The following is an 18,851-nucleotide window of genomic DNA, read 5'->3' as shown; positions in this document are numbered from 1 at the left end:
CTGTGGGAGAGTAGGACGCCGCCGAACAATTGTTGAGGAAACCCCCGTGCCTTTCGGCACGGGGGTTTTCTGCGTTTAGGGTCGTTTAGGGTCGGGGCATGCGCTATGACCTTGTCATCTTCGACAACGACGGTGTGCTCGTCGACAGTGAGCCCATCTCCAACCGGCTCCTGGCCGGCTATCTGACCGAGCTCGGGCATCCGACGTCGTACGAGGACTCCATCCGTGACTACATGGGGTCCGCGATGCACCGGATCCACGACCTCGTGTGGGAACGGACGGGGCAGCGGTTGCCGGAGCGCTTCGACGACGTCTTTCATGGGCGGGTGTTCGCGGCCTTCGAGCGGGAGTTGGAGCCGGTGGCCGGGGCCGTGGGGGTGCTGGAGAAGCTGGCTGCGGACGGGGTGCCGTACTGTGTCGCCTCTTCCGGGAGCCATGAGCGGATTCGGGTCGGGCATCGGAAGACCGGGCTGGACCGGTGGTTCGACGAGGGGCGGATCTTCAGTTCGCAGGATGTGGGGCGGGGGAAGCCGGCGCCGGATCTGTTCCTGTACGCGGCCGAGCGGATGGGGGTCGCGGCCGAGCGGTGTGTCGTGATCGAGGACAGTCCGCTGGGGGTGCAGGCCGCCGTCGCGGCCGGGATGGATGTGCACGGGTTCACGGCCATGACGCCTGCCGAGCGGCTGGCCGGGGCCACCCAGTTGTTCTCTGACATGGGGGAGTTGGCTGACCTGCTGGTCTGACGCTCGGTGTGCGAGCGCCGGGCGAAGCAAAGATGAAACAAACTCATCTTTGGCTGGACCTACCCACGAGTACGCCGGGGCCCTACGCTCGCCGCCATGACTGATGTGCTGCGGCGCGGCAGGGCCTCGCTGGCGTTCAGCTTCTTCGCGCAGGGTGTCGCCTTTGCTCTGCTCGTGACGCGGATTCCGGCCATCCAGGACCGTTACGGGGTCTCCGACGCGCTACTGCCCGCGTTTCTCGCGGCAGTGCCGATCCTCGCCGGGGTCGGGAGCGTGAGTACCGAGCAGTTGGTGAAGCGAATACCGCCCAGCCGGGTGCTGCGGTGGTCCCAGCCTGTGGTGCTCCTGGCGCTGCTCGGGGTGGGGGCGGGGGAGTCCATGGTCGAGCTGGGTGTCTCGCTCGCCGCCTTCGGGCTCGCCGTCGGTGCGCTGGACGCCTCGATGAACATGCTCGGGGTGAGTCTGCAGCGGGCGTACAAGCGCAGCATCATGCTCAGTTTCCATGCCGTGTACAGCCTGGGCGGGATTCTGGGGGCCTCGCTCGCCTGGGCGGGGGCGCACTGGCATCTGGCGTTGTGGGTGTCGTATCTGCCGGTCGTGCTGGTGCTGTTGCCGGCTGCTCTGGTGGGGAGTCGGTGGTATGTCGACGGGGGCGGGGACGCCGATGTCGTGGAGGAGAAGGGCGAGGGTGGGACCCTCGCCTTCGCGTTGCTGCTGCCGCTGTGTCTGGTGATGTGTTTCGCGTACATCGGGGATTCGACGGTCTCCAACTGGAGCGCGAAGTATCTGCAGGACGTGCTGGGGAGCAGTGAGCAGCTGGCGACTGTGCCGTACAACGTGTACATGGTGACCACGCTGATCGGGCGGGCGATCGGGGACCTTGGGGTACGGCGGTTCGGGGCGGTCGCTGTCGTGCGGGTGGGGGCGTTGGTGGCGGCGGTCGGGTTCGGTGTGGTGGCGGTGGCGCCCGGGGCGTGGGTCGGGATGCTGGGGTTCACGTTGCTGGGGCTCGGGTTGTGTGTGCTGGTGCCGCAGACCTTCGCGGCGGCGGGGCGGTTGTTCCCGGGGGCGTCCGATGCGGCGGTCGCCCGGCTCAATGTCTTCAACTACGTCGGGTTTCTGGTCGGGTCGCCGTTGGTGGGGGCCTTGGGGGATGCCTGGAGTTATCGCGGGGCCATGCTCGTGCCGATGGTGTTGGTGCTGGTGACGCTCGTGTACGCCCGGTCGTTCGCCGCTCAACCGGACCGATACGGTGGCGGGCATGAGCGGCCGCGCACAGCTGATGTGGGACGAGGCAGTAACGGGCTATGACTTCGGTCCGGAGCACCCGATGGATCCGGTTCGGCTTGCCCTGACCTGGAGGCTTGTCCAGGCCTTCGGGCTCGACCGGGAGATGGACGTGGTTTCGGCCAAGCCGGCGGGGGAGTCGACGCTGCGGCTGGTTCACCGGGAGGACTACGTCGAGGCCGTGAAGGCGGCCTCCGTGGATCCCGGGGCGGCCGACGGGTCGTACGGGCTGGGGACCATGGATGATCCGGCGTTTGCCGGGATGCATGAGGTGTCCGCGCTGATCGCGGGGCAGTCGGTGGGGGCCGCGGAGGCCGTGTGGCGGGGGGAGGCGCTGCATGCGGTGAACTTCGCGGGTGGGTTGCATCACGCGATGCCGGGGGGTGCGTCGGGGTTCTGCATCTACAACGACGCGTCGCTGGCCATTGCGCGGTTGCTGGAACTTGGGGCCGAGCGGGTCGCCTATGTGGATGTCGATGTGCATCACGGGGACGGGGTGCAGGCGGCGTTCTGGGAGGATCCGCGGGTTCTGACGATCTCGCTGCACGAACATCCTCGTACGTTGTTTCCGCAGACCGGGTGGCCGGAGGAGACGGGGGCGGAGTCTGCGGAGGGGGCGGCGGTGAATGTCGCGTTGCCGGCGGGGACCGGGGATGCGGGGTGGTTGCGGGCGTTCCACGCGGTGGTCCCGGAGGTGATCGCCGACTTCCGGCCGCAGGTGTTGGTGACGCAGCACGGGGCCGATACGCATTTCGAGGATCCGCTGGCTCATCTGGCTGTGTCTCTTGATGCGCAGCGGGCCGTGCAGGTGGCCTGTCATGACCTGGCGCACGAGTATGCCGACGGGCGGTGGGTCGCGCTGGGTGGGGGCGGGTACGCGGTGGTGGATGTGGTGCCGCGGTCGTGGACTCATCTGGTGGGGATCGCGGCGGGGCGGGCCGTGGAGCCCTCGGCCATGATTCCCGAGGGGTGGCGGCAGGAAGTGTTCGCCCGGACTCGGCAGTTGGGGCCGGCGCGGATGACTGACGGGCGGTGGCCTGTGGGGTGGGCCGACTGGGAGGCGGGGTACGACCCGGCGGATCGGTTGGACCAGGCGGTGTTGGCGGCTCGGCGGGCGGTGTTTCCGTTGCGGGGGTTGTTGGCGTAGGGGCGAGGTGGGGTGGGGGTTGGCGGCGGGGTGTTTTCGCCCCCGCCGCCCCTACCCGTCCCATCCCCAGGGGCTGCGTCCCCTTCGACCCCGCCGGGGGCTCCGCCCCTTCGACCCCGCCGGGGGCTGCGTCCCCTGACCCCCGCCGGGGGCTCCGCCCCTTCGACCCCGCCGGGGGCTCCGCCCCTTCGACCCCGCCGGGGGCTGCGTCCCCTGGCCCCCGCCGGGGCTGCGCCCCCTGACCCCTGCGGGACTGGGTCTCCTGCACCTCGCGTGTGGTTGCGCCCCTGGACCTCGCGGGGGCTATGTCCACCGGATCTCTGGCGGGGACTACGTCCCCTGGCGCCTTGTGGGCTTCGTCGCCGCACCCCGCTGGGGTGCGCCGCGAAACCCGCTTCCGTCTGAAGGGCGGCCTCCTCGGACTCGGACGCGGAGAGAGGGGTGTGGCCGGTATCGGCAGGCAGGTGTTACGCCAACTGTGGGGTGTTTGCTCGTTCGTGTCGCGGTGGGGTGTTGGGTCCGTCAGCATCGCACCCGTGTTGAGTGTCGGCGCCCTGCGTGCCCATCTGCTTGCCGCGCGATTGGCCGGGACTGTGGCGACCTCGCGGGAGGAGAGTCTGCGGAGTTATCGGTTGTTCGCTGCTCGGGATCCTCGGGTGCTGATCGGGATTGATCCTGAGTGGTCGTGGGGACAGCTGGATCTGATCGAGTTGATGGCGGACAAGTGCGGGGTTTCGGCCGATCCTCGTCACGTTGAGGGCCATGATGTGATTGATCCTGAGCGGACCCTGGTTGCTCTGGATGCGTTCGCCGAGCGGCTCGAGGCAGCCGCGCAGCGTGGCGCGACCGTCCTCCTCGGCACCGGACACCCCCATCGACTGCTCGGCTTCTACGCCGCCTTGGCGGACGCGCTGTCGGCGGCGGGATGTACCGTCCTCAGCCCGGCGCAGGGTCACTCTGTCGACATAACGACCCGGTTCGGTCTACGCACGTACAACCTTGACTACGTACGAGGAGTCGCGCTGGTGCGGGAACCCGCCGCGCCGAGCTCCGGTCGTGCGACCGGCGCGCACACGCATTCGCCGCTCCCGGTTCGGGTCGCGCTGGCCGCGGCCGCGGAGGCCGACGGGCCTCTTCCCGAGCTCGTCATCGGAGACCACGGGTGGGTCTGCGGAGCAGGTCAGCTGGGGTTTGAGGCCATTGGGCTGGCGGATACGGATGACCCCGCGCTCTTTGTGGGGGAGGCGGAGGGGGTCGTGTCCGTCGTCGTTCCACTTGATGACGCTGTGCGGTCTGATTACTACCTGCCGCTGACCCGCTACGTACTCAATCGAGCGTGTCTGTCACAGTAGGCCGCCGATGGGTGCACCTCTTCCCCACTTGCATCACCCGCCCCTACATTGGGGAGTGAGCACGCAGCGACGAAGAGTCACCGGAAGGGGAAGCCGGTGGCCGTCGAGTGCGGAAGGTTCAGGTGTGTCATGGCTGCTGAGCAGAGGCCTCTGAGCGAGGTTCAGTTCCTTACCGTGGCGGAAGTCGCCTCGGTGATGCGAGTGTCGAAGATGACCGTGTACCGATTGGTGCACAGCGGTCATCTGCCCGCGATCCGGGTGGGGCGGTCCTTCCGCGTCCCGGAGAATGCGGTTCACGAGTACCTTCGCGAGAGCTATGTGGGGGTGGAAACCGCCTGACGACGACTGTCCGGGGGGATCCTCAGGGCACTACTGGATCACCCCGGACACCTCGATTACGACCTCAGCGCTCGGGCGGGTAGGCTAGCCCCTTGTAGGTCGTATGGGCCCATGGCGCCCAGCACCGAGTGATGAGAAGTGAGCGAGGGTAGTCGTGGGCTCTGTTATCAAGAAGCGGCGCAAGCGGATGGCCAAGAAGAAGCACCGCAAGCTGCTCAAGCGCACGCGCGTTCAGCGTCGCAACAAGAAGTAAGCGACACCGCGAGAGCGTGTGTTCTGTGGCCCCCCGCCCATGATGGTGGGGGGCCACACGCGTGTCCGGGGCCGGATGTCGTCACTTCACGCATTGGGCGGTCATCACAGCGCAACACCGAACCGCTAAGTTGGGCCTCACACGCGGAACACGGCAGGCTAAGAGTGCTGGTTGGGCTGGAAGGAAGGCGCTGATCTTGGGCAAGGTCGTGCTCGTGACCGGGGTGGCCCGTCAACTGGGGGGCCGGTTCGTACGACGGATCCAGCGTGACCCACAGGTGGAGCGGGTCGTCGCCGTGGACGCGGTTCCGCCCGAGCACCATCTGGGCGGCGCCGACTTCATCCAGGCCGACATCCGGCAGCCCGGCATAGCGCGGGTCCTCGCCGAGACGGCCGCCGACACGGTCGTCCATCTGGACGTCACCGCGACCGCGCTCGGCAGCGGCAGCCGGACCTCCGTCAAGGAGACCAACGTCATCGGCACCATGCAGCTGCTGGGGGCGTGCCAGAAGTCGCCGACCGTGAAGCGGCTCGTGGTGAAGTCCAGTACGAACGTGTACGGATCCGCGCCGCGCGATCCCGCCGTCTTCACCGAGACCACTCCGCCGAAGTCGCTGCCCAGCGGCGGTTTCGCGAAGGACACGGTGGAGGTCGAGGGGTATGTGCGCGGGTTCGCCCGGCGCCGGCCGGACGTCGCCGTGTGCGTGCTGCGGTTCGCCAACATCCTCGGCCCGACCGCGGACACCCCGCTCGCCGCGTATTTCGCGCTGCCGATCCTGCCGACCGTGCTGGGCTACGACCCCCGGCTCCAGTTCGTGCACGAGGACGACGTGATCGAGGTGCTGCGGATCGCCTCGCACGAACCGGAGCGGGGCACGCTCAACAGCGGCACCTTCAACATCGCCGGGGACGGGGTGCTGTTGCTGTCGCAGTGCTCGCGGCGGCTGGGCCGGCCCACGGTGCCGTTGCTGCTCCCCGCGGTCACCTGGGCCGGATCGCTGGTGCGTACGCTGGGTATGACGGACTTCTCGCCCGAACAGATCCGGCTGCTGACCCACGGCCGGGTCGTGGCGACGGACCAGATGCGTGAGACGCTCGGGTTCAAGCCGAAGTACACGACGGCTCAGACGTTCGCGGAGTTCGCGCGCAGTCGCGGACCGGGACTGCTGCCGCCCGAGGCCCTTGCGGGGGCCGTCGACCGGATCGCCGCGCTGCCCCTGGCGGGCAGCGGCCACCCCCCGACGCAGAGCGCCAACTGAGGAGCGCATCAACGATGGCGGACGCCAAGGTCATTCCGTTCGACGACGACCGGTCCCGCGGGAGCGCCGTGCAGCGGCCGCCGCGGCGCCGGAGCGCGGGGAGCCGACGCAAGGGCGAGCCCACGGTGGTCCGTGAGGTCCAGCCCCTGCCCAGCAGGGCGCCCGCGCAGGATGATGTTCCCGTGACCCGTGAGGAACAGCCGCCCCCGCAGCAGCAGGACGAGGGCGCGTACGGCGGCCTGGAGCGGCGTATCGCGGGCGGACTCGCGTTCCTGCGGCGCCGGCTCACGGGTGATTACGAGGTCGACGACTTCGGCTACGACGCGGAGTTGACCGACCAGGTCCTGATGTCCCTGCTGCGCCCGATGTACGAGAAGTACTTCCGGGTCGAGGTGAAGGGCGTCGAGAACATCCCGGCCGAGGGCGGGGCGCTGATCGTCGCGAACCACTCCGGGACGCTGCCGATGGACGGCCTGATGATGCAGGTCGCCGTCCACGACCACCACCCCGCCAACCGCCATCTACGGCTCCTGGCGGCGGACCTGGTCTTCATGCTGCCGGTGGTCAACGAACTGGCCCGCAAGCTCGGCCACACCCTGGCCTGCGCGGAGGACGCCGAACGGCTGCTGGCGCAGGGCGAGGTCGTCGGGGTGATGCCGGAGGGCTTCAAGGGCGTCGGCAAGCCCTTCAGCGAGCGCTACAAGCTCCAGCGCTTCGGCCGCGGCGGCTTCGTCTCGACGGCGCTGCGCCAGGGCACCCCGATCATCCCGTGCTCGATCGTGGGGGCCGAGGAGATCTACCCGATGATCGGCAACGCCAAGACCCTGGCCCGCGTCCTCGGCTTCCCGTACTTCCCCCTCACGCCGACCTTCCCGTGGCTCGGCCCGCTGGGTGCGATCCCGCTGCCGACCAAGTGGACCATCCAGTTCGGCGAGCCGATCCCGACGGACGGCTATCCGCCGGAGGCCGCCGAGGACCCGATGCTGATGTTCAACCTGACCGACCAGGTCCGCGAACAGATCCAGCACACGCTCTACAAGCTGCTGGTGCAGCGCCGCTCGGTCTTCTTCTGAGCCGACTCACGGATGTGTCTGTCGACGGCGGGGCAGCCCTTGGGGCGGCGATCCCGGTCGGTTGAAGCCGCCGGACGGAGTCCGGCGCAGCTGCCCGCAGCCTGCGAAGCAGTGCAAGGGCGGCAGACAGGAGGGGCCAAGCTGCTGGTGCAGCGCCGCTCGGTCTTCTTCTGAGCGCTGTCGGCGGCTCTCGGCAGCTGTCTGAGAAACCTGACGGAAGCCTGTCGTACGGCAACGGGGGCGCCCCTCCTGAGAAGGGCGCCCCCGTTGCCGTAGGACTACTGCTCCGCGGACTACTGCTCCGCGTCCTCCGCGTCGATGCCCAGGTCGGGCAGCAGGCCGGGGAGGAGGGGTGGGAGGGTGACGTCCGGTTCGGTGGTCGGCGTCGTGGTGGACGGGGGAGTGGTGCCGCCGGTGTTCTTGGGCGGGTCGAGGAGGCCGCCGGTGTTGCCGCCGAGCAGGCCGTCGTCCTCGGTGCCGGAGCCGGCCGACTTGCTGGGGCTGTTGCTCCCCGTGCCGTCGGACGAGCCGCTGTTGCCGCTGCTGGGTGCCGAGGAGCGGCCGGAACCGGTCGAGGTGTCGGAGGACGTCGGCCCGGAGTCCTGCCGCTGACCGGTCCCGCTGCCGCCCTGGGCGGGAGGCTGCGGGAGGAGGGACTGCAGCGGGGCGACCTCTTCGTCTATGGCGTCGAAGACCGACGAGACCTGCTGACTGACGTCCCCGAGCTGGACGGGCAGCCGGTCGCGCAGGGCGCCCCAGACGTCGCGGTGCGAGCGGGAGAAGGCGTCCAGGGCCTGGATGGGGCCCAGGGAGTCCGGGTCGCGTTCGTACGCCGCGGTCAGCAGGCGGTGGCCCTCGGAGGCGTCGTGCCGCATGCCGGACAGGGCGCGGCGGATCTCGCCCAGCGACTCGTGGTCGAGTTGGCCGCCGCGGTCGCGCTCCATGAGCCGGCGGGCCTCGCTGAGGCGGGTGGAGGCCTGGTCGAGGTAGGCCACACCGCGCTCGTCGTCCCCGTCGGGCAGGTAGGAGAGCTTGAAATCCTCTATGCCGCGCTTGAGGCCGTACAGCGAGTCGCCGGGCAGGGCGTCCGAGCTGGCCGCGGCGACTCCGCCGAAGGCGCCGGCGGCGACGCCGACGCTGAGTCCGCCCGCGGCGAGGCCTTTGGTGAGCCGCGAACGCGGGCGGAGCTTGCCCAGTGGGCTCGCCCGGTGCGTGCCCCGTGCCCGGGGGGAGCGCTGCTCGGGTACCGCGGGGTCGCCCTCGCCTCCGATCGTGCCCTCCAGCAGCATGGCCTCCATCGCGGCCACGAGCTGGGCCCGCTGGACGACCTTGACCTCGGGGTCCATCTGCGGTTTGGGCAGCTCGCCGAGACCGGTCGCCAGGGCCATGAGGCGGCCCTGACCGGTCTGTTCCGCAGCAGCCGGGGACGGCGGTGGTCCGTCGGACTGCTCGGCCGCCGTGCCCTGGCCGGACTGGTCCTCCAGGGCCTGGGCGAAGGCGTTCGCCCGCCGGTGCGCCGATACGTTCGCGATCACTGGCGGCACCTCCTCTCGTCAAGACGGTCGACTCCCCAGGGGGTCCTGAGGGTTGCACGCCCTGACCAGAAGCACACGATCGGGTGATCGAAGTCGGCCAGGGAGTGACCACAGGGAGCCTGCATCCCGCACAACGAGTGGCGCGGCACTTGGGTTACGGACGGCGGATGATCGGATAGCGAAGCCAACGGACTTTCACCGACTGCGAGTTGAGAGTTACCGAGCGTGTTCTGTCAGCGTGCGTCGTCCGGGAGGAGCCGGGCGAGAGTGCGCACGGCGCGGTACTGGAGGGTCTTGATCGCGCCCTCGTTCTTGCCCATCACGCGGGCGGTCTCGGCGACGGAGAGGCCCTGGAGGAAGCGGAGCGTCACACACTCCTGCTGCTGGGGGTTGAGCCGTCCTACGGCATCGAGGAGGGCGGCGTTCGAGAGGGACTCCAGGACGGAGTCCTCGGGGGAGCGCTCGACCTCGTTGGCGTCGAGCATCTCGCCGGTGGTGACTTCGAGCCGGAAACGGCTCGACTTGAAGTGGTCCGCGACGAGGTTGCGGGCGATGGTCACGAGCCACGCGCCGAAGTCGCGGCCCTGCCAGGTGAACGTGCCGATGCGGCGCAGTGCGCGCAGGAACGTCTCGCTGGTGAGATCCTCAGCGGTCGCCTTGCCTCCCACTCGGTAGTAGATGTACCGGTACACGGTGTCGCTGTACTGGTCGTAGAGACGGCCGAAGGCATCGGCCTCGCCGGCCTGGGCACGCTCCACAAGGTCCATCATGCGGGCGCTGTCGCTGTCCGCCGCAGGGCGGCGGGTTGTTGTGGCACCGGTCGAACGCCCTCGTCTTCCGACGGCGGCGCTGCCGTCGGCGAGCGCGTAGCACGGGCCGACGGGGGTGGTGGCAACGGCGAGGGCAGGGACGGCGTACGCGGTGGGGACGAAGCCGCGCAACAGGTCTTGGACCGTTGCGCGCAGCGTAGCCAGGCCCGAGGCGTCAACCCCGACGTGTGGGTACACGGGACTCCCAGAGGCAGAGCTTCCATCACGTGCAGTACGGAACCGTTCACCCGTCGTAGCGACGGAAGGGGATCCGGATTGCGTCTGAGGAGAATAACGCTTAGTGCAGGCACTGCTACACGCAGTTGCTCAAATCATCGATTACGTCGCTTCTGTAACCGAATGGCGGCCGATCAAGTACCGGTCAGTGATCGGTTGTTGATCGGAAAGCGTCGTGTTCCGTCTGGGTCCGGGGCGTGTTGTGGCCGTGTGCAGCCAACGGGACTGACCAGCGGGGTAACGGGGTACGACCCGTGGATTGGCCGGTTGTTCCGGGCGTGACCTGTTGTGATGCCCGGCGTTATCGGCGGCGTTTGTGCAGGGCGATCGCCGCCGCGGTGCCGCCCGCCACCGCGCCGACGCCGGCCGCCGCCGGGATGCCGACCTTCGCCGCCTTGCGGCCCGTGCGGTAGTCGCGCAGCCGCCACTCCAGCCGGCGGGCGTGCTTGCGCAGCTTGCTGTCCGGGTTGATGGCATAGGGGTGGCCGACCAGCGACAGCATCGGGATGTCGTTGTGCGAGTCGCTGTAGGCGGCGCAGCGGGTCAGGTCCAGGCCCTCCGCCGCGGCCAGCGCACGGACCGCCTCCGCCTTCGCCGGGCCGTGCAGGGGTTCGCCGACCAGCTTGCCCGTGTAGACGCCGTCGACCGACTCGGCGACCGTGCCCAGCGCGCCGGTCAGGCCGAGGCGGCGGGCGATGACCTGGGCGATCTCCACCGGGGCCGCCGTGACCAGCCACACCTTCTGGCCCGCGTCCAGGTGCGCCTGGGCCAGGGCCCGGGTGCCGGGCCAGATGCGCTCGGCCATGTACTCGTCGTAGATCTCCTCGCCGATCGACATCAGCTCGGAGACCCGGTGGCCCTGGACGATCGACAGCGCAGAGTCGCGGGCCTCCTGCATGTGTTCCGGGTCCTCGACGCCGGCGAGCCGGAACCACGCCTGCTGCCAGGCGAACTTCGCGAGGTCGCGGGTCTCGAAGAACTTCCGCTTGTACAGGCCCCGTCCGAAGTGGAAGAGGGCGGCACCCTGCATCACGGTGTTGTCCAGGTCGAAGAAGGCGGCGGCGTGCGCGTCGCCGTGCACGGGGAACGCCGGCTCCTCGCTGGGGAGGTCCTGCGTGGACTTGCGCGCTGCCTCAGCCGAGGCCTCGCCTGCCAACACGCTCCGCGCGGTGGCGGAGCGCCTACGGGGAGTGAGCCATCCAAGAGCGGCCATGGCGTGAGCATAGCCAGTCTGTTCGGAGGTTCCGGAGCCGAGAGGTTCGAAGGGTGTGAACTCTCCGCGACCGTGCCGTTAAAGAACGCGGGAGAATGGCCGACATGACTCCCATCTTTCGGCGCAGCGCCCCGAGGGCCCCACAGGACCGGCTCGTCACTCTCGTCCGCAAGGCCGGGTGTCATCTGTGTGATGACGCACAGTCCGTGGTCGAGAAGGTGTGCGCCGATCTGGGGGTTCCCTGGGAGCAGAAGGACATCACCCAGGATCCCCAACTCCACGACCAGTACTGGGAACAGATCCCCGTCGTGCTCGTCGACGGAGCGCAGCACACCTTCTGGCGCGTGAACGAGGATCGCCTTCGCAAAGCACTGACCGAGTAGTCCAACTGGTCCGGAACGTCGCTTAGGATCGACGGCGTCTTGGTCTCGGGGGCGGGAATCGTAGAGGAGAGTGTGCGGTTTTGCCCCCAAGAGAAGAGGAACGGTGGTGCGCATGCGCCGGTTCCGCACACATGCGCCGGGGCGCGTGACCCCGGTCACGTTGGCCGGGCAAATCGGACACCATCTTTGTGCACGCGTTCACAAAGACATAGCCTGCTTTCGACGGGGCGGTCCGGGAACGTGTGACCGCCTGCAGCCCCGCTCTACCCGCAGGAGCACCGTGGCAACTGGCCGAACTCACCGACCGGCGACCCGTAGCCGAGGGATTCCCGAGGCCACCGTCGCCCGCCTTCCGCTGTACCTCCGCGCGCTGACCGCACTGTCGGAGCGCTCGGTACCCACGGTCTCCTCCGAGGAGCTCGCGGCCGCGGCGGGGGTCAACTCCGCGAAGCTGCGCAAGGACTTCTCTTACCTGGGTTCCTACGGAACGCGTGGTGTGGGCTACGACGTCGAGTATCTCGTCTACCAGATCTCCCGTGAGCTGGGCCTGACCCAGGACTGGCCGGTAGTGATCGTCGGTATCGGTAACCTCGGCGCCGCCCTCGCCAACTACGGCGGGTTCGCCTCGCGCGGATTCCGGGTCGCGGCGCTCATAGACGCCGACCCGGCGATGGCCGGAAAGCCGGTGGCCGGGATCCCCGTCCAGCACACCGACGAGCTCGAAAAGATCATCGACGACAACGGCGTGTCGATCGGGGTCATCGCCACGCCCGCCGGCGCCGCCCAGCAGGTCTGCGACCGGCTCGTGGCCGCCGGCGTCACCTCCATCCTGAACTTCGCGCCGACCGTGCTGTCCGTCCCGGACGGCGTCGACGTGCGCAAGGTCGACCTCTCCATCGAGCTGCAGATCCTCGCCTTCCACGAGCAGCGCAAGGCCGGCGAGGAGGCCGCCGCCGCGGCCGACGGCGAGGTCCCGCACACCGCCGCCCGCAAGCAGCCCGCCGACAAGGGTCCAGACGGGGACGTCCCCGCCGTGATGCCGGCATGAGTCTCCTCGTCGTCGGGCTGAGCCACCGCAGCGCCCCGGTCAGCGTGCTGGAGCGGGCCGCGCTGAACGCGGACGCGCAGCTCAAGCTGCTCCAGGACACCGTCGCCGCCGAGCCCGCCACCGAGGCCGCGGTGCTCGCGACCTGCAACCGCATCGAGCTGTACGCCGACGTGGACAAGTTCCACGCCGGTGTCGCCGAGCTGTCCACGCTGCTCGCCCAGCACAGCGGGGTGGGGCTGGAGGAGCTCACTCCCTATCTGTACGTGCACTACGAGGACCGGGCCGTCCACCATCTCTTCTCGGTGGCCTGCGGGCTCGACTCCATGGTCGTCGGCGAGGGACAGATCCTCGGCCAGATCAAGGACTCCCTCGCCAAGGCACAGGACGTGCACTCCGCCGGGCGGCTGCTGAACGACCTGTTCCAGCAGGCCCTGCGCGTCGGCAAGCGCGCGCACTCCGAGACCGGTATCGACCGCGCCGGGCAGTCCCTGGTCACCTTCGGCCTGGAGCAGCTGTCCGCCTCGAACGCCGTCGAGCAGTGGGCCCGGGGCAAGAAGGCCCTGGTCATCGGCGCCGGTTCGATGTCCTCGCTGGCCGCGGCCACGCTCGCGCGGGCCGGGGTCGCCGAGATCGTCGTCGCCAACCGCACGCCCGACCGCGCCGAGCGGCTCGCCCTCCTGCTCGAAGAGCACTATGGACAACGCCTGGCGGAGGGCGACGACACGGACGTGCTGGCCCGCGCGGTACCGATGGAATCGCTGCCGGTCGAGCTGACACGTGCCGATCTCGTCGTGTCCTGCACGGGGGCGACGGGGCTGGTCCTGACGGCCGAGGCGGTCGCGTCGGCGGTCGAGGGCCGTACGGGAGAGACCGCGGCGGACAGCGGGAGCGTTACGCCGTCGCCGTCCGACGGTGGCTCCGGTCGTACGGCCGTTGCGGCCGCCGCGCGCGGCGAACTTCCGCCCACCAGCCTGGGCGCCGAGGACGGCTGTCCGCTGGACCTGCCGGTCGCGCAGACCGCCGGGTTCTCCGTGCTCGGCGAGGCCGCCGTGGCCGGGATGGCCGCCGCCGACCTGGAACAGCACGCGGCCTGGGTGGACAACGGCGTCACACGTCAGCAGAACGCCGCCCCGGCGGGTGCGCTCGGCGTGCTCGACCCGGCCGAGGAGGCGGACGCCATCGCGGCGCTCGCCGCCGCCGCGGCCGCCGTCGGCCGGGTGCCCGAGCGGCGCAAGCCCGAGCCCGTCGCCGAGATCCCGCGGCCCGAGCCGACCCTCTTCCTCCTCGACCTCGCCATGCCCCGCGACATCGACGCGGCCGTGCACCGGCTGGTCGGGGTCCGGCTCGTGGACATCGAGTCGCTGGCGGACGCCTCGGCAGACGCTCCGATGGCGGCCGACGTCGACCAGGTCCGCCGTATCGTCGCCGACGAGGTCGCCGCCTTCGGGGCGGCGCTTCGGGCCGCGCACATCACGCCCACCGTGGTCGCGCTGCGGACGATGGCCGCCGATGTGGTCGCGAACGAGATCGCCCGGCTGGACGGGCGGCTGCCCGGCCTCGACGACAAGCACCGCGCCGAGATCACCCAGACCGTGAAGCGCGTCGTCGACAAGCTGCTGCACGCGCCGACCGTACGGGTCAAGCAGCTCGCGGCCGAGCCCGGCGGCGCCGGGTACGCGGACGCGCTGCGGACCCTGTTCGACCTCGACCCCGAGACGGTGGCCGCCGTCTCCCGGGCCGATGGCGCCGACGACGAACCTGAGAACAGCAAGAACCGAGGGCCGGCATGAGTAGCAAGGCATTGAGGCTCGGGACCAGGCGGAGCAAACTCGCCCTGGCCCAGTCCGGGCAGGTCGCGGACGCCGTGAGCCAGGTGACCGGACGGCCCGTGGAGCTCGTCGAGATCACCACCTACGGCGATGTCTCCCGCGAGCAGCTCGCGCAGATCGGCGGCACGGGCGTCTTCGTGACCGCGCTGCGCGAGGCGCTGCTGAAGGGGGAGGTCGACTTCGCGGTTCATTCGCTGAAGGACCTGCCCACCGGGCAGCCCGACCAGCTGGCGCTGGCCGCGATTCCGCTGCGCGAGGACCCGCGGGACGTCATCGTCGCCCGGGACGCGCTGAAGTTCACCGACCTGCCCCGCGGGGCGCGCATCGGTACGGGTTCGCCGCGGCGGATGGCCCAGCTGAACGCGTACGCGCGCAGCCACGGGCTGGACATCGAGACGGTTCCGATCCGCGGGAACGTGGATACGCGGATCGGGTTCGTGCGCGATGGTGAGCTCGATGCGGTCGTGCTGGCCGCGGCCGGGCTCAATCGCATCGGGCGCGGTGACGAAGTGACCGACTTCCTGTCGGTCGACACGGTTTTGCCCGCCCCCGGCCAGGGGGCACTCGCGATCGAATGCAGGGCGGGGAACACCGCCCAGGATGCAGATCTGATCGCCGCGCTCGGTGAGCTCGACGACCCGCTCACGCGGGCCGCCGTGACCGCCGAACGGTCCCTGCTCGCCGCCCTGGAGGCCGGCTGCAGCGCCCCTGTGGGCGCGCTGGCCGACCTGTTGGCCGACGGGCAGATTGTCAAGGAAATGCGCCTGCGCGGCGTCGTCGGCACGACCGACGGCTCGCGGATGGTGCAGTTGTCCACCACCGGTCCCGTGCCCGAGACGGACGACCAGGCAATGACGCTCGGTCGCGAACTCGCTGCCGAGATGCTTGCCCAGGGCGCGGCCGGTCTGATGGGGGAGCAAGCACAGTGAGCCCCACCACTCTTCCCGCCGCCGGTCCGGAACACGGGCACGTCACCTTCCTTGGTGCCGGACCCGGGGATCCGGGACTGCTGACTCTTCGCGCCGTCGAGGCGCTGGCACATGCGGACGTCCTCGTCGCCGAGCACGAAGTGCTCGACGTCGTACGTGCGCACGCCAGGTCCGGTGTCGCCGTCGTGAACACGGATTCGGATCCGTCCGCGGATCTGTCCTCCGGTCCGGCTCAGGGTCCGACTCCGGGCGCAGGCGCGCCTCAACTAACGGTAGTTGACAGTGCGTCAACGACCGTGGGTGTCCCCGTCGTGCGGGATGCCGCACATCTTGTCATGGAGGCCGCGCGGGGCGGCAGGCGGGTCGTGCGTGCGGTGTCCGGGGATCCCGGACTCGACGCGTACGCCGCCGAGGAGATGCTGGCGTGCGCCGCCGCGGGGGTGCCTTTCGAGGTCGTTCCCGGGGTCGCGGCCGCCGTTGGCGTGCCTGCTTATGCGGGTGTGCCGTTGCGGGACGCCGAGGGTGCGGACGTTCGGTTCGTGGATGCGCGGACCGCTTCCGACCGGTGCTGGACGGAGGTGGGGGCTTCGGACGGGACGGTTGTCGTGTCGACGACCCTCGACTCCATGGCCGCGGCGGCCGGTGAGCTGGTGTCCGCCGGGCGCAAGCCCGATACGCCGTTGACGGTCACCGTCGCCGGTACGACCACGCGGCAGCGGACCTGGACCGCGACGCTGGGGACCATCGCCCAGACGCTGAAGCAGGCCAAGGTGCTGCCGTCCCCCGAGGGCCCGCGGCCGGTGATAGCCGTGGTCGGTGAGCGGTCCGCCGCGGCTCAGCGCGAGCAGCTCTCGTGGTTCGAGTCCAAGCCGCTGTTCGGCTGGAAGGTGCTCGTGCCGCGGACCAAGGAGCAGGCGGCTTCGCTCTCCGACCAACTGCGGTCCTACGGGGCCGTGCCGCACGAGGTGCCGACGATCGCCGTCGAGCCGCCGCGGACGCCGCAGCAGATGGAGCGGGCGGTCAAGGGGCTGGTGACCGGGCGGTACGAGTGGATTGCTTTCACGAGCGTGAATGCCGTGAAGGCCGTTCGGGAGAAGTTCGAGGAGTACGGGCTCGATGCGCGCGCCTTCGCCGGTATCAAGGTCGCCGCGGTGGGGGAGCAGACCGCGAAGGCGCTGGTCGCGTTTGGTGTGAAGCCGGATCTGGTGCCTTCGGGGGAGCAGTCCGCCGCGGGGTTGCTGGAGGACTGGCCTCCCTACGACCCGGTGTTCGACCCGATCGACCGGGTGTTCCTGCCGCGTGCCGACATCGCCACGGAGACGCTGGTCGCCGGGCTGATCGAGCTCGGGTGGGAGGTCGACGACGTCACCGCCTACCGGACCGTGCGGGCGTCGCCGCCGCCGGCCGAGACGCGGGAGGCGATCAAGGGCGGTGGGTTCGACGCCGTGCTGTTCACCTCGTCGAGCACGGTGCGGAACCTGGTGGGTATCGCCGGTAAGCCGCACAACGTGACCGTCATCGCGTGTATTGGGCCTGCTACGGCCAAGACCGCCGAGGAGCACGGGCTTCGGGTGGATGTGATGGCTCCCGAGCCATCCGTGCACAAGCTGGCCGAGGCTCTTGCCGACTTCGGGCTGCGGCGGAGAGCCGCGGCGCTGGAGGCCGGGGATCCGGTGACGCGGCCGAGTGAGCGGCGGCCGGGGGCTCGGCGGAGACGTACGACGACCTGATCGTGGTGCCGGTGCCGGTGCGTGGGGGTGTGGGTGCCGGTGCCGGTGCCTGTGGGGGTGTGGGTGCCGGTGCTGGTCAGGCTGGGGTCACTGTGTGGCCGTAGCGGAGCAGGTTTTCGGGGTCGTAGGTCGACTTCGCCTGTTGGAGATGGGCGTACACCTCCGGGGTCCAGGCTCGGGCTCGGTCCTCTTCGTCGCCCGGGGTGCCGTGGATGTTGACCATCGTGCGGCCCGTGCCGTACGGGGCCATGGCCGTCTGGAGGGCTGCCGTGGCCTGTTCGATGGCCTCGGCGGCCGGTGGGGCGGTCAGGACCGCCACCGTTTCCAGGAAGTACTCGGCGTCGCGGGAGCAGATCGCGTCCTCGGTCGCCGCCGGGCTGGACAGGGCTCCGCCCATGTGGCGGATCTCCACCAGGAGGATCGGGTAGTCCTTCGCGGTCGGGCCCGCCTGGTCCAGGAACGTGCGGATGGCGTCCGGGGTCAGGTCGTGGAGCAGGGCGCAGGATTCCCGGGCGGGGAGCGGGTCCTGGGGCTCCATGTAGATGCGGTCGACTTCCGCGTAGTCCATTTCCTCGACCGTGTCGACGGACACGGGGGCGGCCTCGCGGATGGGGGCGATGAGGCGTTCGCCTTCTGCCGGGTCGCCCGTCCATGCGATCGCCACCCTGGCCCAGAAGCCGCCGCGCAGGGGTTCGGGGATCTGGGGGATCGGGGGGAGGCGCAGCAGGCTGAACGCGCTGCACATCTCGTTCGGGACGGTGTGTGTCCAGTCCGCCCATGCTCGGAGGAGGGCCTCGGTGTGCTCGCCGGGGGCGTAGATGCCGCCGCCGAGGAGGCGGGAGAAGGGCAGCAGGTCGAAGGTCAGTTGCGTGACGATCCCTACGTTTCTCTTGCCGCCTCGTAGGGCCCAGAAGAGTTCGGGTTCAGTGTCCTTGGTCGCCTCGTGGAGGGCGCCGTCCGGGGTGACGACCTGGAAGGAGCGGACCAGGTCGGCGGCGTAACCGTAGGCCCGGCCGAGGACGGGGAGGCCGCCGCCGAGGGTGTAGCCGACGACGCCCGCGTCGGTGGAGGTGCCGCTGAGGGCGGCGAGGCCGTGGGGGGCTGCGGCGTCTAGGACGTGGCGCCATTTCGCGCCGGCTGATGCTGTGGCGGTGCGGGTGGTGGGGTCTATTTCCACGTCCGTCATGCGGGTGGTCGTGATCAGGAGGCCGCTGTCCATGGGGTAGTTGGCGCCGTGGCCGGTGGCCTGGACGGCTACGGGGGTGCGGGTGGCGGAGGCCCAGCGGAGGGCGGCGACCATGTCGTCGGCGCTGGTTGCTCCTACGACCACGTCGGGGGTGTGCAGGGCGGCCAGGTTGAAGCCGGTGACCTCGTCGGCGTAGCCGTCTTCGCCGGGGCGTAGGACCAGGCCCTTGATGTCGGAGAGGGCGAAGAGGTCGGGGGTGGGGTGGGTTGTGCGGTGGGCGGTGCGGTGGGGCGTGGTGCCGTGGGTGGCGGTCATCTCGTCCTCCTGGGGCGGGAGGCTTGTACTTTCAGCTTGGACCTGTGGTGTGCGTGGCGCATGTGGGGGGCGGGGCGTTGTGCCTGCGGCGGCCTGTGCGGGGTGGGTGGGGGCGGGCGTAGCGCCTTCGGTTGTGTGGGGGGCGGGGCCGCGCCGGGGGGTGTCCGTCCTCGGAACGGCGCGGA

Annotated in this window: 17 protein-coding genes; 13 read left to right on the top strand and 4 right to left on the bottom strand. The window is 70.0% G+C overall.

Annotated features, from left to right (window positions below; genetic code table 11):
- Positions 1–98: 98 nt before the first annotated feature.
- The 8 genes from AC5P09_RS48270 (at position 99) to AC5P09_RS48235 (ending at position 7,452) form a co-directional block, all read left to right on the top strand.
- Positions 99–743 carry an HAD family hydrolase gene (locus tag AC5P09_RS48270; protein ID WP_493880029.1) on the top strand — a complete coding sequence of 215 codons (645 nt, stop codon included), beginning with the start codon at positions 99–101 and terminating at the stop codon, positions 741–743.
- 96 nt (positions 744–839) lie between these two features.
- On the top strand, positions 840–2,054 hold the full coding sequence (locus AC5P09_RS48265) for an MFS transporter (protein ID WP_493880028.1): 1,215 nt from the start codon (positions 840–842) through the stop codon (positions 2,052–2,054).
- Positions 2,005–3,177: an acetoin utilization protein AcuC gene (locus tag AC5P09_RS48260; protein WP_493880027.1), complete on the top strand. Its 1,173-nt coding sequence runs from the start codon at positions 2,005–2,007 to the stop codon at positions 3,175–3,177. The genes AC5P09_RS48265 and AC5P09_RS48260 overlap by 50 nt, the downstream gene beginning before the upstream one ends.
- A gap of 536 nt (positions 3,178–3,713) precedes the next feature.
- A complete protein-coding gene (locus AC5P09_RS48255; protein WP_493880026.1) occupies positions 3,714–4,529 on the top strand; it encodes a phosphatase in 816 nt (271 codons plus the stop codon).
- Between the two features lie 129 nt (positions 4,530–4,658).
- Positions 4,659–4,868 carry a helix-turn-helix domain-containing protein gene (locus tag AC5P09_RS48250; protein WP_016437488.1) on the top strand — a complete coding sequence of 70 codons (210 nt, stop codon included), beginning with the start codon at positions 4,659–4,661 and terminating at the stop codon, positions 4,866–4,868.
- A 154-nt stretch (positions 4,869–5,022) separates the two neighbouring features.
- Positions 5,023–5,121 carry a 30S ribosomal protein bS22 gene (locus tag AC5P09_RS48245; protein ID WP_003948845.1) on the top strand — a complete coding sequence of 33 codons (99 nt, stop codon included), beginning with the start codon at positions 5,023–5,025 and terminating at the stop codon, positions 5,119–5,121.
- Between the two features lie 196 nt (positions 5,122–5,317).
- Entirely contained in the window at positions 5,318–6,379 is a 1,062-nt protein-coding gene (locus tag AC5P09_RS48240) for an NAD-dependent epimerase/dehydratase family protein (protein WP_493880025.1), read from the top strand.
- 14 nt (positions 6,380–6,393) lie between these two features.
- Positions 6,394–7,452, top strand: a complete 1,059-nt coding sequence (locus AC5P09_RS48235) for a lysophospholipid acyltransferase family protein (protein WP_493880024.1) — start codon at positions 6,394–6,396, stop codon at positions 7,450–7,452.
- Positions 7,453–7,745: 293 nt separating this feature from the next.
- Here the strand turns inward: AC5P09_RS48235 and AC5P09_RS48230 are convergent, their stop codons facing one another.
- The 3 genes from AC5P09_RS48230 to AC5P09_RS48220 all read right to left on the bottom strand — a co-directional run bounded on the left by AC5P09_RS48230 (position 7,746) and on the right by AC5P09_RS48220 (position 11,246).
- Positions 7,746–8,987, bottom strand: coding sequence for a DUF5667 domain-containing protein (locus tag AC5P09_RS48230; protein WP_493880023.1), 1,242 nt, complete (start codon positions 8,985–8,987; stop codon positions 7,746–7,748).
- Positions 8,988–9,220: 233 nt separating this feature from the next.
- A complete protein-coding gene (locus AC5P09_RS48225; protein ID WP_493880022.1) occupies positions 9,221–9,994 on the bottom strand; it encodes an ECF subfamily RNA polymerase sigma factor, BldN family in 774 nt (257 codons plus the stop codon).
- A 340-nt stretch (positions 9,995–10,334) separates the two neighbouring features.
- Positions 10,335–11,246, bottom strand: coding sequence for an HAD family hydrolase (locus AC5P09_RS48220; protein WP_266435636.1), 912 nt, complete (start codon positions 11,244–11,246; stop codon positions 10,335–10,337).
- Between the two features lie 95 nt (positions 11,247–11,341).
- Between AC5P09_RS48220 and AC5P09_RS48215 the strand changes: the two genes are divergently transcribed.
- The 5 genes from AC5P09_RS48215 to AC5P09_RS48195 all read left to right on the top strand — a co-directional run bounded on the left by AC5P09_RS48215 (position 11,342) and on the right by AC5P09_RS48195 (position 17,165).
- Entirely contained in the window at positions 11,342–11,629 is a 288-nt protein-coding gene (locus tag AC5P09_RS48215; RefSeq protein ID WP_266435633.1) for a glutaredoxin family protein, read from the top strand.
- Between the two features lie 280 nt (positions 11,630–11,909).
- On the top strand, positions 11,910–12,677 hold the full coding sequence (locus AC5P09_RS48210; RefSeq protein WP_307676544.1) for a redox-sensing transcriptional repressor Rex: 768 nt from the start codon (positions 11,910–11,912) through the stop codon (positions 12,675–12,677).
- Positions 12,674–14,467, top strand: a complete 1,794-nt coding sequence (locus AC5P09_RS48205) for a glutamyl-tRNA reductase (RefSeq protein ID WP_493880021.1) — start codon at positions 12,674–12,676, stop codon at positions 14,465–14,467. Before AC5P09_RS48210 ends, AC5P09_RS48205 begins: the two co-directional genes overlap by 4 nt.
- Complete coding sequence (hemC, locus tag AC5P09_RS48200; RefSeq protein ID WP_493880020.1) at positions 14,464–15,435, top strand: hydroxymethylbilane synthase; 972 nt, start codon at positions 14,464–14,466, stop codon at positions 15,433–15,435. The genes AC5P09_RS48205 and hemC overlap by 4 nt, the downstream gene beginning before the upstream one ends.
- Entirely contained in the window at positions 15,432–17,165 is a 1,734-nt protein-coding gene (locus tag AC5P09_RS48195) for a bifunctional uroporphyrinogen-III C-methyltransferase/uroporphyrinogen-III synthase (RefSeq protein ID WP_493880019.1), read from the top strand. Before hemC ends, AC5P09_RS48195 begins: the two co-directional genes overlap by 4 nt.
- A gap of 76 nt (positions 17,166–17,241) precedes the next feature.
- On the opposite strand, the gene AC5P09_RS48190 is transcribed toward AC5P09_RS48195, so the two are convergent.
- Positions 17,242–18,666, bottom strand: a complete 1,425-nt coding sequence (locus tag AC5P09_RS48190; protein ID WP_493880018.1) for an FAD-binding oxidoreductase — start codon at positions 18,664–18,666, stop codon at positions 17,242–17,244.
- Between the last annotated feature and the right edge of the window lie 185 nt (positions 18,667–18,851).

The organism is Streptomyces sp. a15 (assembly GCF_059026085.1).
This window is presented reverse-complemented; position numbering and strand designations above follow the sequence as displayed.

What these genes read in the sequence shown, in the direction of transcription:
- AC5P09_RS48190 (WP_493880018.1), bottom strand. Translation starts at nt 18,666, where the DNA reads ATGACCGCCACCCACGGCACCACGCCCCACCGCACCGCCCACCGCACA.
- AC5P09_RS48220 (WP_266435636.1), bottom strand. Translation starts at nt 11,246, where the DNA reads ATGGCCGCTCTTGGATGGCTCACTCCCCGTAGGCGCTCCGCCACCGCG.
- AC5P09_RS48265 (WP_493880028.1), top strand. Translation starts at nt 840, where the DNA reads ATGACTGATGTGCTGCGGCGCGGCAGGGCCTCGCTGGCGTTCAGCTTC.
- AC5P09_RS48270 (WP_493880029.1), top strand. Translation starts at nt 99, where the DNA reads ATGCGCTATGACCTTGTCATCTTCGACAACGACGGTGTGCTCGTCGAC.
- AC5P09_RS48215 (WP_266435633.1), top strand. Translation starts at nt 11,342, where the DNA reads ATGGCCGACATGACTCCCATCTTTCGGCGCAGCGCCCCGAGGGCCCCA.
- AC5P09_RS48235 (WP_493880024.1), top strand. Translation starts at nt 6,394, where the DNA reads ATGGCGGACGCCAAGGTCATTCCGTTCGACGACGACCGGTCCCGCGGG.
- hemC (WP_493880020.1), top strand. Translation starts at nt 14,464, where the DNA reads ATGAGTAGCAAGGCATTGAGGCTCGGGACCAGGCGGAGCAAACTCGCC.
- AC5P09_RS48260 (WP_493880027.1), top strand. Translation starts at nt 2,005, where the DNA reads ATGAGCGGCCGCGCACAGCTGATGTGGGACGAGGCAGTAACGGGCTAT.
- AC5P09_RS48250 (WP_016437488.1), top strand. Translation starts at nt 4,659, where the DNA reads ATGGCTGCTGAGCAGAGGCCTCTGAGCGAGGTTCAGTTCCTTACCGTG.
- AC5P09_RS48205 (WP_493880021.1), top strand. Translation starts at nt 12,674, where the DNA reads ATGAGTCTCCTCGTCGTCGGGCTGAGCCACCGCAGCGCCCCGGTCAGC.